Genomic DNA, 13639 nt, shown 5'->3' on the forward strand with positions numbered 1-13639 from the left:
TGGCGGTGGAGAACACTCAACCCCGTTAAAAATTCAGCGTTACTGAGACATTTGGCATAGGGGGCATCCTCATAGGATAGGTAAGCTGGCCGGCCACTTAGAGGAACTACAGGGCGCTATTCTAACAAATTAAGCCCGTTTCCGCGGTCAAGCGGAACTGCAGGGTCCTATTTGACCGCCTAACCCCGATTTCTTCAAGAAAACGGACAAATAGAGGACGTCAGTTCCCCTCCACGTGAAGAGGAGCCTATTTCGATGGAAAAGCGCCCTGTAGTTCCCCTCAGGGAGGAACCGCTCGAGCGATAGCAGCTACTGTGACAGCTATGTTGTATTTTGTGCAACCATTTGGCCGTAAAGGGGCCTCACTTCGCCTCTATATTGCACATAATACAACGATTGTTGCATTTAAACCGCTTACAATTTACCTTTTGCAACAAATGGTTGTATGATGTGCAACGAAAGACCGCAATCGCAGTCTGACCACACCATTGCGTTGTATTTACTGCAACGTAGCCCTTCAACTTTGCTGCACAGCCGTCTTTACAACGAAAAATATTTGTTTGAGTAGATTCGATTCCATACTTAGATTTTAACAAAACCTCCTATTAAAGCTAAAACGCCAATTAGCTTTAATAGAAGGCTATAGACCGAATGATTGAACTAAGCATACCAACTGGCCTAATCAGCAGCAATTAAGACTTTTAATACATCTAAACAATACGCCCATATCCCTCAAATGGATAGTCAATCGTAATACGCCCCGTGTGGCAATCGCCAATGCCGCTGTATAGATCGGCTTTACCGTCAGGTCGCATGGCAATTCCCGAAGCAAAAACGCAGTCGACCAACTGCGGCGTCTTGGCAGGTCCCGGAGGATAGCAAGAACGGCTTCCGATCAAATGAAGGTTGTATGACTCCCGGGTGGTTGGATCAAAGACGAGGGCCATGTTCAGATAAACCTTCACTTCCCCGCCGTTCTCATCCTTATCGGTGTAGCAAATGTGGCCGATGACGCCTATTTTACCGCTATCGAGCAGATAAGCCTGATTAACGCCTCCCCATTCACCTTTCCCAAAAATACCGTAAATGTACGGTGCGTTATCGATGACTTCCGCGGTCAGTTCCTCCAGACTGTCAATGACCGTGAAGCCAATCATGGATTCGCTTCCGTATTTGACACTCATGTCTGCTCTGCGAGGACGTGAGAACACGCCAATCTTCCCGTCCTGCAGCGGAACAAGGCGAATATCCTTCATTTTGTTAGGCCCGGTAGTAAAATAGTACAAATTGTTCAGGTCGGTGCCCCGGAAAAAATAGCCGAAAAATGTGCTGTATTTGCCACGCTCATATTGTACATGTGTCCCGCCCATGACCAGCTCTTCACCGATTTCGGTAACATAAGGATCTTCCAACGTATAGATCATGCTGTCTTTCACTACAGCCCATTCATCCTGTCCCGTCTCCTCAAATAGGCGAACCCAAGAGCGCGCCCATTCCTCGCGACGTTCTATCCGCCCGAACATATAACGTTTTCCATCCCGGATGAACGGAATAGAAACATTGTAGACATCAAAACCGTCCACGCCATGAAATACCAAAGTTGCACTTTCATAAATCTTTTTTGCCGATTCAAAAGCTAATTTTTGCGCCTTCAGAGTCAATTCACCACACCTACCTTTGTTCATCCATATATTTAGTTAGACTCGCCTACAAGCACAGTCGGAGCAGATCGTCCACATCGGCGGTCGCCAAGCATTCCACCGTATCTGCCGCACCGTAATAAATTTTCACTTCGCCTGAAGGCTCCAAAATCATTCCGCCCGGGAAAATCACATCATTGCGGAACCCGCCGGATGTCTCGTACTCCGCTTCCGGAGCAAGCAGCGGCGTCCTACTCATGCCCACGATTCGGCTCGGGTCATCGAGATCGAGAAGCATAATGCCGGCTGAATAGCGTTTTTTCCACGTCGGCTCCCAACCGTTTTTGCCGCGCTCGCGGTCGATGTCAACGGCATGGAACGTCGTCAACCAGCCCTTCGCGGTCTTGATCGGCGGCGCACCCGGGCCGACTTTATCGTTGGCGAACGGCACGTCCTCCACGCCGAGCACGAGCTTGGAGTTGCCCCAATAGCGCAGGTCGGGCGAGTCACTAAGCCACGTGTCAAAGCGGTCAACGCCGCCGCGCCCGTATACCGGGAACGGTCGTTCCAACCGAACGTACTTGCCGCCGATTCGTTCCGGAAACAACACCATGTTCCGGTTATCCGGTACGGACATGCTGAGTACTTCAAAACGGTTGAAGTCGTCCGTGACGGCAATGCCGCCTCGCACCCCATGCTTTGTATCAACCGCAAAGCACATATAACATCTGCCGTCGATAACGGTTAATCTCGGATCGTAAACGCGAACGACTTCTTCATCGTTCCAGGACCAGACTGGTTGCTGCTGCACATTCCAATGTACTCCGTCATCGCTAAATGCCAACCCCAGGTTCGTTGTGCTGGCAGGCTCGATGGTTTTCGCTGCGGCATTGCCGTAATCATTGCGGAACACCATTACGTACTTCCCTTCGTATTTGGTAACACCCGCATTAAACACCATCGCCGGGCCGTAAGGTACATCCTTCGGCGATAGCAGCGGATTAGCCGGATGACGGTGAATAACCGGACTGGAATGCAGCTGGCCGATGATAGTTTGGTTCGTGTTCAAAGACATAGCAGTTTCTCCTTTGTAATGTCGCTTTTATTTGCCCAACTTGTTCATATAGTCGATGTATTCTTTCTCGGCATCAGCAGTGGCAGGATACCATTCCTTTTCCAGGAAATCTTTGAATTGCTGCAACGAAATGGATCCGAGAATGTACTTCATCTCCTGATCGTCCTTTTTCTTCATGAGATCGGGAATCGTTTTGCTCAAATTGGCAATTTTCGGAGACCGCACAGCCGGCACGTTGATGACCGTCATCTGCTTCATCGCATCGTCAAACTGCGTCTTATATTTATTCAGCCGTTCCGGTGTATCAGCGTTCTCGATGAGTGCCGGTTCTCCATTGACGGCATTGGCGAGCGTCATGTACGTACTTGTCGTGCTGGCCAGTTTCGTCGTTTCGTCGGCGGTACGCGATATACTTTTCGTTGCTGGATCGTAACTGTCATAGGTAAGGCCTTTGATCCCGATTTGGAACAATGTGTTAGCTTCGGCCGTATTCCCCCAGTCTAAAAATTTCAAGACGTCATCCACGTGTTTCGTCGATTTTGGGATCATCCATCCGCCCCACGTCGCCGGTGTCACCCAATCGCTCGCTACGCCTTTGCTATCTTTCAGAACGGCATGATACGTAAACTTCTTATCCGAATCCTTGTCTTTGGACAGGTTGCCCATGACGGTATATTGATGAGCGTAATTGATACCGACACGGTTCTGGTTCAGTTTGTCCTGATCGACGTAAATTTTGTTAACCAAAAACTCCGGATCGATCAGCTTATCGTCGTTCAACTGTTTCATATACGTCAGGAAAGGGATGTACCCGGACATTTTCTCCCGGATTTTGTAATTGCCGTCTGTATCCTTCGATCCGTTCTGGATCGGCAAGTTGAAAGCGGAGGTCAGGAAGTTGGACGAGTTCCAAATCGTATTGCCGCCGAGCGTCGGGTTGGAGAAGCTGACACAATACGTATCCGCCTTGCCGTTACCATCGGGATCGTTAAGCGTAAACGCCTTACACACGTTCGTAAACTCGTCGATCGTTGTCGGCGCTTTCAAATTCAGCTTGTCCAACCACGTCTGGTTAATCATATAGCCCCAGTGATTGACGACGTTCGTACGTGGAACAATGTAAATTTTGCCGTCGTTTACCGATTTAACACTATCCCACATTTCTTTCGTGATGTTTTTCGTCAGGTTCGGATACTGAGCGATTTTGTCGTCGAGCGGTGTGAGCAAACCGTTCTTAATCCACGTTTCCATGTTGGAATCGGCGCCGCCCCAATTGTAGACTAGATCCGGCAGATCACCGGAAGCCATGAGAACCTGCAACTTGTCGTTGTAATTGTTGATCGGTGGTGCTTCCACCGAAAGCTTGACGTTAGCCAACTTGTTCACTTCGGCGATAACCGGGTTATTGTCAACGACGATCTGCGCATTGACCCTATTGAACATGCTGATGCTGACCGGCTCATTGGTGCCAGACGATGCGCCCCCGGTGCTGCTTGACGTTTCCGAGTTCGGGCCGCAGCCTGCGACGACGGCCGCCAGTAGCGACACGCTGACGAAGGCGCTAACTTTGCGTTTATGCTTCATTTTCATTTTCCAAGACTCCTTCGTAGAAAGTTATATTACAACTGCATGAGAATACAGCTATAATCGAAAAGCATTGCCGGTCCACGCCCTCTTACCCCTTAATGGAGCCGACGAGCAGACCTTGCATGAAAAACCGCTGCAGGAACGGATACACGAGCAAAATCGGCAGCGACGCGAAAATAATAATCGCCATCTTGATCGTAAAAACAGTCACGCCGGCGCTGCTGGCGTCCATCGCATCCTTGGCGAGCCCGCCGTCGTCCACGACCAAATCGCGCAAAATAAGCATTAACGGCCACAAATCCCGCTTGGACGTATACATAACCGCTGGGAAAAATGTGTTCCACTGCGTCACCGCGTGAAAAATGACAAACGTAGCGATGGCCGGCTTCGACAGGGGCACGATGATTCGCGATAACACCTTCAGCTCGTTGGCGCCGTCGATGAACGCTGCCTCCTCCAGGCTAGGCGGGATGGCGGCGACGAAATTTTTCATCAAAATAAGATTGTAAGCACTGAGTACTCCGGGTAAAATCAAGCTCCACAGCGTGTTGTACAGATGCAACGATTTCACCAGATAAAAGTTCGGGATCAGTCCACCGTTAAAAAACATCGTAAACGTGATGAGCATAAGCACAGCATTTCGGCCTTTCAGATCCGTTTTGGATAGCGGATAAGCGGAGACTAGCATCAAAACGATGTTTATCGCCACGCCGATGAGCGTAATTAAGATCGTGTTCCTGTAACCGGTCCACATCAGAGGCATGTGCAAAATTTGCTTGTACGCGCCGAACTCGATATGGCTCGGGATGAGCTTCATCGGATTTTCCAAATATTCGGAATAAGGCGTAACGGAGAACGAAGCTACATAAATAAACGGGAACAAACAAGCTAGAGAGAACAATGTAACGAACAAATAGTTGACGGCATCGAACGATTTGTCGCCAATCGATCGGATTTTCATCATAAGCACCCTCCTCGTCGATCTGCAGCACGGATTACCATATACCGTCCTCCTTCAGCCACTTGGCGATACGGTTACCGGCGAGCAGGAAGATGAGCCCGATCACAGACGTGAAGAGTCCGACAGTTGTACCGAAAGAGAACCTTCCGCCGAGAATGCCGACCCGGTACGCATACGTCTCAAACACTTCAGACACATTCAGGTTCATTGGGTTTTGCAGCACGAATATTTGCTCAAAACCGTTGTTCATCACTTGCCCAAGCCGCAAGATCAGCAAAATGACAATCGTTGACTTGATCCCTGGCAGCGTCACGTACCATATCTTTTGCAACCGGCTCGCGCCGTCGATGCTGGCTGATTCGTACAACTCCGAGTTGATACCGGCAATCGCCGCCAAATAGATGATGCTGCCCCATCCGGATTCCTTCCAGATGCTACTGAGCACGACGACGGGGCGGAAATAATGCGGATCGGCAAGAAAAAACACCGGATCGATACCTAGCTGCTTCAGAAAAATGTTGACGAGCCCCCATGCCGGCGACAGGAAGTTAACGAGAATACCGCCGATCACCACCCAAGAGATGAAATGCGGGAGGTAAATAATGGTCTGCGTCAGACGCTGGTACGCCATATTGCGCATCTCGTTCAGCAGCAGTGCCAAAATGATCGGCAGCGGGAAACCAAACACGATTCGCAGCACACCTAAATAAAAGGAGTTCCAGAACACTTTGTAAAAATCGCTAAGGCCGAACATATACTTGAAATTGTCGAACCCGACCCATGGACTATGGATAATCCCCTTGGAAAAATCGAAATCTTTGAAGGCCATCAGCACGCCATACATCGGCACGTAATTGAATACGAGGAAATAAAGGACGCAAGGCAGCAGCAGCAAATACAAATATTTCTTCTTGTTCAAATAACTAAGCACAGCTATCACCTCCACTTTTGTTTTGTCTTGACCAGTTTAATACTTACGCCTCCCCGCAACATCTAGGAATTATGGGAATCTGGATAAAATCTTTAGTTCGCTTGAAAGGGATACAAAAGAGCAGCAGCCCGAAAGCGAAGGCTTCCGAGCTGCTGCTCTAATTCCAGTTCATTTATTTTCCCTGTGCGACACGCTGCTCCTTAAAAATGCTATAAATGTCTTTCGTCAAGATGATGCTGTCTCTGTCATGCGCGTAAAAATCCCGGTACCAATCATCAACTTGCTTGCCCCCGGCCTGCTCCCACGCTGCAATGGCATCCCGCTTCGCCTGCTCCGGCGTGTAGTCCGGCGTTACAATCGCCTTGATCCAGATATCGCCTGTATCCACATCGACCTGATTTTTCGTAGCATTCAAAATCGCCTGCAGCTCCTTGGGCAGCTGCGGCATTTGCTCAGCGTTGGTCGGGCCGGCGATTGGCAGGGAGAAATCGACGTACTCCGAGTTCAGTTCGAACATATTCTTGACTTCCCGCTGAAGCGGATCGTGCACATCCAGCTTCTCGGTGGCGTAATAGCAATTGCCGGCCAAGATTGGTGAAGCTAACATCGCGAAATCACCGGTGGCATAATTGAATTCCGTCCTCCATTTGTCCAGATCCGTCACAACCGGGCATTTACCCGGCTCAGTCCTACTGTGGACGCCTTCAAAACCATAGTACATCGTCTTCATAAAATTATCAGAGGAAGCGAAGTCAACGTACTTCATCACCGCTTCCGGATGCTTCGTGTCGGCATTGACGACTGCTGTCATTTGAATTGGATTGACGAAAACTGAGTTAAACCTCCCCACCGGCGTCGACGGATACGGGATGACAGTCAACTCGGCATTCGGCACGTTCCGCTTCAGAGGCGCGTAAGTGTCCGTATAGAAAGTGATGGGCACGTTGAATTGATCCATGTAGATGCCAATTCGATTGTTTAGAAAATCCTGCTTCGCCCGTGCGCCGTTCTTGTCACTCAGAAAGTTCCGATCCACCAGCCCCTCGCTGAACAACTTCCGCTTGAACGCTATTAACGCCTCGATATTATCCCATCCATGCACGAGCTGGCCATCCTTGACGACGAAGTCCGGGTACGTGACGCCAAACATTTCGCTTAGGACATAACCCGAGTTATAGGGTAAAGCAATACCGTACGTATCATTTTTGCCGTTGCCATCGGGGTCCTGCTCCGTGAACGCTTTGGCCACTTCGTAAAGCTCATCTGTCGTCGTAGGGACAGCCAAATGAAGCTTTTTCAGCCAATCTGCGCGTATGAAGAGTCCTCTTGTCGGAATTGTCTCGTTAATGCGCCCGAACTGGTACAACTTGCCATCCGCTCCAGTGCCCGCTTTGCGCAGTACCGGGTACTTGCTCAATAGTTCGTTATAGGTCGTGCTGTACTTCTCAATCATGTCGTCGATCGGTCGCAACAGTTTGCGGTCGATCAACGTATTTTTTATTTGCGGCGCATACTCCAAAATAAGGTCCGGCGCTTCACCCGAAGCGAACAGCGCGTTCAGCTTCTGTTCCGACTGAGATCGCGGTACAGCCACGAATCTCGCTTCCACCTCTCCGGTTTCGTTAATCCACTTTGTTATTTTGTTATTTTCAATCGTCCCTTCGCTGGACGGGATATTGCCACGGTCATAGATGGTCACCGTGATTTTTTCTTTCGTCGAAGCTTTCGGCGCGTCTTCGGCACGGTAATAGCTCGGGCTGGCCGAGCAACCAGCTGTGGCAACAATCAGCGCACCAGCCGCCAGCAGCGGCATAGCCGCACGCTTCAGCACATGCAGCATCTCCGCTCCCCCTTATATGGTAATGTGCTTGCGGTATTCCTTTGGCGATAAGCCGGTGTTTATTTTGAACAATTTAGCAAAATAATTGGGCAAATCGTATCCGACTCTACCCGAAACTTCCGTAACGTTTAGATTCGTATTGGACAGCAGCAGCTTCGCCTTGTCCATACGCACGTCAATTAGGAAATTGACGAAGCTGCGGCCGGTCTCTTTCTTAAACAGATGACTGAAATAAGCGGCGTTCAAATGAACGTGCGAGGCGACCTGCTGTAACGAAAGCTGCTCAGCATAGCGCTCTTCGATGTAACGGACCGCCCGCAACACTGCGTTAGAGCTGTAACGGTTTTGCCATTCCACATAATCCTGCATAAACCGCTCCGTCTCCGCCTTCATCCAAGCGCACACTTCATCTCCACTGCGGCATTCGTTCAGCTTTCCGATACGCTCCGTCAAAGCGCGAGCCTCATACTCCCGCTCCAACTGCTTACGTGCCACGTCCTGCAGGGCGAAGCTGAGCGACAATGCCTCAATCGGCAGGGCTTCTGTATCTATAGCTCTCATTTCTTTTATCAGCTCATCCAAGTAATGCTGCAGCGCTTCCGCTTGTCCAGCCATAATTAATGCCACTGCCTGAGCGCCAATGAGCTGCTGCCGGATACGGTTGACCGACAGCTCAGCTTCCGGCTTGCCGCCATGATCTGCAGAGACACGGCTCTGCGCGCTCTCTGCCAGTGCCGCCTCGTACAAGTCGGCCAGCTCGCTGAGACTTTGGACCTGGCCGGCACCGTGTACGAGGACTGTCAAACCGAGCAGTTGTCGCACCGTATTGCAAGCTGTATCCAGAAGCCGCTCTTCCTCGGCGCTAGTTTCAGTAGGTAGAAGCAAAGCGAAGCGTCCTGCTTCGATCAACAGCAGCGTGCCCCAGGTTTCATACACATCTAGAAGCTCGCCTATAATGTTAAGGACTGCGTATTGCAACAGCGGCACATCACTTTTCGTATACCCACGATCATCAGGGAGAAAATCGGCAACATGCAGCACGAACAACCTGCTGCAGCGCAGCTCCCTTTCCAACTCGGGAACCGCTTCTTGGCGATACGGAAAACGCAGGAACACGGCGCGCAGCGCGTTTTCCTGCAGGAGCTGACGCTCACTCGCCTTCTTGCGTGCGGCCATCTGCTTCTTTTGCACAAACTCATCCGCCTTAGAAAGGGCTTCATGCATGTCAGGTTTGCTGCACGGCTTGACGAGCAAATCGAGCGCCCCGCTGCGAAGTGCTGTTTGCGCGTAATGAAAATCTTGAAACCCCGTAATGACAATGAACTCGATGTCCGGGAAGACGGCCTTCGTGCTTCTCAGTAGTTCCAGACCGTCCATGACCGGCATCCGAATATCGGTAACGACGAGATCAGGTTGAAGCTCAGCGATGAGACTCTCCGCCACCAAGCCGTTCTCCGCCTCGCCGCAAACTTCCCAGCTCGCTTCGCTGCCTGCGATCATCTTGGCGAGGCCTTTGCGGAATAAAGGTTCATCTTCAACTAGCAGAATGCGCATCAGGAACCATCCTCCTTTCCTCTGTGTACTCCATTTCATAGGGTAGTTTGACTTGAATGAGCGTCCCTTGCGCCAACCGTCGAATATCCATACCATACGACTCGCCGTGCACCAAGTAAATGCGCCGCAGCACGTTGCGCACTCCGAGCCGCTCCCGCTCACCTCTCTCGTCGTACAAGGTACGGTCGTCGAGCAATTGATGAATCATTTCAGGAGAAATCCCGTACCCGTTATCCTCGATTTCAACCCACATTTCGGTCTCCCTGCGGCTGACACGAATCGCGAGCCGCTTGCTCGCTGTTTGATCCAAAAACGCATGAACGAATACGTTCTCGACAAGGGGCTGCAGCAATAGCCGCTGCATACGGCAACTTAAGAGCTCCTCCGGAGCCTCGATACTGACGTGCAACTCATCGCCATGCCGCGCTTCTTGAATCCTGATATAATTGCGAATTTGCGCAAGCTCGTCTCGCAGTGTACTCGACGTCGATACGGGAGCGAGCGAATAGCGCAGTAGATCCGACAAGCTGGTGACGAGCGCCGCCGTCTCTTCGTCGTCGTAGAGCAGCATGATTTTCCAATAAATCGAATTAAGCGCATTGTGCAAAAAATGTGGATTCAACTGCGCCTGCAAGGCCTTGAGTTCGGCTTCCTGCTCACTCAGTTTGCTGACATATACCTCCTGAATGAGCGACTGAATGTCTGCGACCATTTTGTTAAAGCTGTCGGTGAGAAAAGCAAACTCGTCATTGGACGTACGCGGGAGGACAGTCCGTAGGTTGCCTTCGCGCACCCGCTGCATCGCCCTCACGAGCACATGCAGAGGTTTCAGCATTTTACCGCTGAAGAACGACACGCTTACCGCCATCAACACGATACTGACAAGCCCAAATGCGAGAGCCAGGTGATAGACCGTGCGCCCCTTGGCCTTAATATCGATGAGCGAAATGCCGCTGACCAACTTGAACGACCGGGGTTCGTAGACGCTTTTCACGAACAAATAATCGTTGCCGTCGCGATGCTCAATGAAGCTGCCCGGTCCCTTGCCCGGGCCGGGATCGAAACCGGGACTGCCTTCGGGCTCCCGGCTGTACAACAGTCGATCGTATTTATCGTAAATATACGCTCCAGCTGTTTGCCCCGCCATTAGCGGATCTAACAAACTGCCGAAGTATTGTTCGTCAATAATGAGGATCAGCATGCCGTATACCGTCTGCTGCTCGGTCGACTTGAGCCAACGCGCAGCGACGAGACTGCTCTTCTCCCCGGTCGGCTCGTAGAAATCGGGGATGTTCATCCGCTGCCAGACGATCTCCGCTGAAGCATTGTTCATCCCCTTTTTAACTCGCTCGTAAAAATCCGGGAACTGAAGCTGAATGGAAGGATTCGCCTGGCTGAAATACATGTTGTAGCCTTGCAAATCAACGATGTAGACGGCACGAATGTGCGTCGTTTCATTCTTGAGCGGCAGCAGAACATTCTCAAGGTTCCGCTCCAGCATGAAGTTGCGATACTCGACACTTTCCCCGGGTGCCGGTTCAGCGTGCATATTTTGCACAATGCGTTCGACATAAGAGTTGAAAATCACGAAGTCCGTGATGCGGTAAATATCCTGTATTTTGGAGCCGATCTGCTCAATCGTTTGCTCGCTCGTTTTCAGATACTGCTTGCTGATCTCACTTTCGAACAAGTTCAAATTCATTTTGTACGATATATAGCCGGTGACGAGCGAGCAAATAGTAATAATAACCGAAAGCGACAATATTAGCTTCACTTTGAAGTGCTGATTGATGTACTGGAGCACATTGGTATGCTTCATCATAGCTGTTTCCTCTTCCCGCAATAACAGACATTGGCTTTCCCCCATTATAATGACTCCTCGTCACTCTTGCAGCCAGCAAAATTGCAAAAATGGATAAAATTTTTAGATGTTTAGATATTGGGTTGTGTAACGTCAAACAATCCTCACCGATTTGGTGAAGATTGTTTGATGATACACAACCCTGAGGAGTTTCATAAGTCCTTGGCGCGTTGAGATTAATCGCTAAGGCGACTCACCAAAAACTTTTTCCAAAAAATGAAACTTTATCCAATCAATCAAGTCATATAATGGAAAAGATAAATGATTTGACTATAGCGAAAGTTAAAATTCTCAGCGAATGGGTGTGGCGTTGCCATGGATAATTATAAAAACAATAAAGATTTACATGATTTATTGTGGGAGAAATTAAAACAATATGACCAAGATTTTTCTAGTAAATTCTTATTAGATTCGTTAAAAAGAGTGGATCGACATCGCTTTAAAAACACCTTTATAGAGACGATTGTTGAGTTATTTCGAACACCGGCGTTTTGGATATATCTGTTTTTAATTATTATGTTTATTCCACTAATCTTTCTCTTAATTATCTGGATTCTTGGAGAGGCTTGAACACGGCAATTATAAACTCCGTATGAAATGCTAAAAGCATATCGTCAATAGCCCCATTTTATTCAACTATTGATTCTCGTTAATTGAATACAGGATCTCTATGCCTTCCGAAATGATTTCAAGAAAAGCATCATCTTCATCACGCCAGTTTGCAAAACGAAACTTACGATATGGCCCGTTCTTAACCAACTCACTGATGGCATAAAGTATCATTCCGAGTGGTCTATTAGCATTAACGGTTTGCAGTCGAATGAACTTTATTACTATTGTACCTCCTTCATAACTTTTTAAAGTTACAGTAAGGGTGGTGTCTTCCCAGAAAATGCCCTCGATTTTACTATCATGTATCCTATAATCACCTATGTAAGTTAGAAACTCATTTTCTTCAGTATTCATCAACCTAAGCCTCTTTTATAAAAAGGTAAAATAACGAATCCATTAAGTTTTTTGCATACATCTTCTCTAAAATTATGACCACCTACTTTTTGGTTGTTTTATGATTCTCCCAAGTGGCAGTCTACATTCGGTTCCCCAACCAAGCCTCCACAGTCCCAACCCTTGGTTCAATACTATCCCAACGGTTCATACAATGATAAAGAATCATTGCCAAATCGTTTTCATTCTGCGCCTCTTCCGTGTTGCGATACAGAATATTCATTAACCAAGTGGTTAGATTCCGAAGATGGTGACGATAAGCGTAAAACCGTAATAAGTCAGGATTAATCGTCACAGTTTTGCCTGTATGCTTTTCATACGTAGAGAAAAACACTCCGAATTCCTCACCTATATAGCCAACCAAATCAAATTCTGGAGGTGCAATCACCGCTGATTCCCAATCAATAAAATATAACCCGCTCTCACAATGAATCAAATTGCCTCCCCAAATATCACCGTGGCACAATACTTTCTCATTTGTATCAGCTATGGCTATGCCACGAAGTTTACGCACGAGATTCAGCAAGACAAAAATTTGTTCTTTCTTTGCCAGAACGAGCTCTCGCAGAGCTTGTTTAATAGAATTGTCAAATGTTTCGGTATTTTCAAGCATCCAAATACACTTCTCAAGGTCAGACTCAAACGAAATATCAAAGGTTTCTGTCAACAGCGTATACTGTTCTATAAAAGGAGTGATTTTCTGAATTAGTGCCACTGATTTAGCAATGGCTTCAAGAATCTCCTTTGAAAACGGATATGCTGCCGCCAATGTCTCCCCTTCAATAAAGTTAAACAATACTACCGTGATGTCAATGAAAGTTGTTTTAAAATCGCCGCTCTGATTCTTAATAGGATATGCAATGTTCCGAAAAAGTCCTTGATGATACATTTGCCAAGTTAATGGTAAGTAGTATGGAAGGCGCTCAACACTAGTTCTTTGTTTGTCATTATGATGGTCAAATAATTTCAGATAGTATCGTTCCCCGTTTGTGCATTTCAACCAATAAGAGTAGGCTGAATCCCCCATAGGTATGAAGTTAACGCTTTCAACTTGTATCCCGTATTCTTTATGAAGCTTCGTTATAAGATCACTATCGTCGATTCGATATTTAACTTTCAAACCTTCCACCCTCTCCCTTTGTTAAAATCCACTTTCTGAGAGTATTCATCTACCGTATTTTTACG

At 48.3% G+C, this 13639-nt stretch carries 11 protein-coding genes; 1 reads left to right on the forward strand and 10 read right to left on the reverse strand.

Annotation, left to right across the window (positions count from 1 at the left end; all coding sequences use genetic code 11):
* Positions 1–710: 710 nt before the first annotated feature.
* From ACKTT9_RS27720 to ACKTT9_RS27755, 8 genes are all read right to left on the reverse strand, one after another.
* Positions 711–1661: a DUF1861 family protein gene (locus tag ACKTT9_RS27720; RefSeq protein ID WP_407868452.1), complete on the reverse strand. Its 951-nt coding sequence runs from the start codon at positions 1659–1661 to the stop codon at positions 711–713.
* 46 nt (positions 1662–1707) lie between these two features.
* Positions 1708–2715 carry a glycoside hydrolase family 130 protein gene (locus ACKTT9_RS27725; protein ID WP_407868453.1) on the reverse strand — a complete coding sequence of 336 codons (1008 nt, stop codon included), beginning with the start codon at positions 2713–2715 and terminating at the stop codon, positions 1708–1710.
* Between the two features lie 27 nt (positions 2716–2742).
* On the reverse strand, positions 2743–4305 hold the full coding sequence (locus tag ACKTT9_RS27730; protein ID WP_407868454.1) for an extracellular solute-binding protein: 1563 nt from the start codon (positions 4303–4305) through the stop codon (positions 2743–2745).
* Between the two features lie 85 nt (positions 4306–4390).
* Positions 4391–5266, reverse strand: a complete 876-nt coding sequence (locus tag ACKTT9_RS27735; RefSeq protein WP_127455767.1) for a carbohydrate ABC transporter permease — start codon at positions 5264–5266, stop codon at positions 4391–4393.
* A gap of 31 nt (positions 5267–5297) precedes the next feature.
* Positions 5298–6194 carry an ABC transporter permease gene (locus tag ACKTT9_RS27740; protein WP_407868455.1) on the reverse strand — a complete coding sequence of 299 codons (897 nt, stop codon included), beginning with the start codon at positions 6192–6194 and terminating at the stop codon, positions 5298–5300.
* Positions 6195–6366: 172 nt separating this feature from the next.
* A complete protein-coding gene (locus ACKTT9_RS27745; RefSeq protein WP_407868456.1) occupies positions 6367–8034 on the reverse strand; it encodes an extracellular solute-binding protein in 1668 nt (555 codons plus the stop codon).
* 12 nt (positions 8035–8046) lie between these two features.
* Positions 8047–9588 carry a response regulator gene (locus ACKTT9_RS27750; RefSeq protein ID WP_407868457.1) on the reverse strand — a complete coding sequence of 514 codons (1542 nt, stop codon included), beginning with the start codon at positions 9586–9588 and terminating at the stop codon, positions 8047–8049.
* Complete coding sequence (locus ACKTT9_RS27755) at positions 9569–11455, reverse strand: sensor histidine kinase (RefSeq protein ID WP_407868458.1); 1887 nt, start codon at positions 11453–11455, stop codon at positions 9569–9571. The genes ACKTT9_RS27750 and ACKTT9_RS27755 overlap by 20 nt, the downstream gene beginning before the upstream one ends.
* A 309-nt stretch (positions 11456–11764) precedes the next feature.
* Between ACKTT9_RS27755 and ACKTT9_RS27760 the strand changes: the two genes are divergently transcribed.
* A complete protein-coding gene (locus ACKTT9_RS27760; RefSeq protein ID WP_407868459.1) occupies positions 11765–12019 on the forward strand; it encodes a hypothetical protein in 255 nt (84 codons plus the stop codon).
* 66 nt (positions 12020–12085) lie between these two features.
* Here ACKTT9_RS27760 and ACKTT9_RS27765 read toward each other — a convergent pair whose 3' ends face one another.
* Entirely contained in the window at positions 12086–12415 is a 330-nt protein-coding gene (locus tag ACKTT9_RS27765; protein ID WP_407868460.1) for a hypothetical protein, read from the reverse strand.
* 121 nt (positions 12416–12536) lie between these two features.
* Positions 12537–13574 (reverse strand): phosphotransferase, encoded by a 1038-nt coding sequence (locus tag ACKTT9_RS27770; RefSeq protein WP_407868461.1) that lies wholly within the window; start codon positions 13572–13574, stop codon positions 12537–12539.
* Positions 13575–13639 lie beyond the last annotated feature (65 nt).

The organism is Paenibacillus sp. P36 (assembly GCF_045866505.1).
Lineage (GTDB): Bacteria > Bacillota > Bacilli > Paenibacillales > NBRC-103111 > Paenibacillus_E > Paenibacillus_E chondroitinus.

Bases quoted from the DNA above. Each gene is read 5' to 3' on its own strand.
- ACKTT9_RS27750 (WP_407868457.1), bottom strand. From the start codon at position 9,588: ATGCGCATTCTGCTAGTTGAAGATGAACCTTTATTCCGCAAAGGCCTC.
- ACKTT9_RS27765 (WP_407868460.1), bottom strand. From the start codon at position 12,415: ATGAATACTGAAGAAAATGAGTTTCTAACTTACATAGGTGATTATAGG.
- ACKTT9_RS27725 (WP_407868453.1), bottom strand. From the start codon at position 2,715: ATGTCTTTGAACACGAACCAAACTATCATCGGCCAGCTGCATTCCAGT.
- ACKTT9_RS27730 (WP_407868454.1), bottom strand. From the start codon at position 4,305: ATGAAAATGAAGCATAAACGCAAAGTTAGCGCCTTCGTCAGCGTGTCG.
- ACKTT9_RS27745 (WP_407868456.1), bottom strand. From the start codon at position 8,034: ATGCTGCATGTGCTGAAGCGTGCGGCTATGCCGCTGCTGGCGGCTGGT.
- ACKTT9_RS27755 (WP_407868458.1), bottom strand. From the start codon at position 11,455: ATGGGGGAAAGCCAATGTCTGTTATTGCGGGAAGAGGAAACAGCTATG.
- ACKTT9_RS27760 (WP_407868459.1), top strand. From the start codon at position 11,765: ATGGATAATTATAAAAACAATAAAGATTTACATGATTTATTGTGGGAG.
- ACKTT9_RS27735 (WP_127455767.1), bottom strand. From the start codon at position 5,266: ATGATGAAAATCCGATCGATTGGCGACAAATCGTTCGATGCCGTCAAC.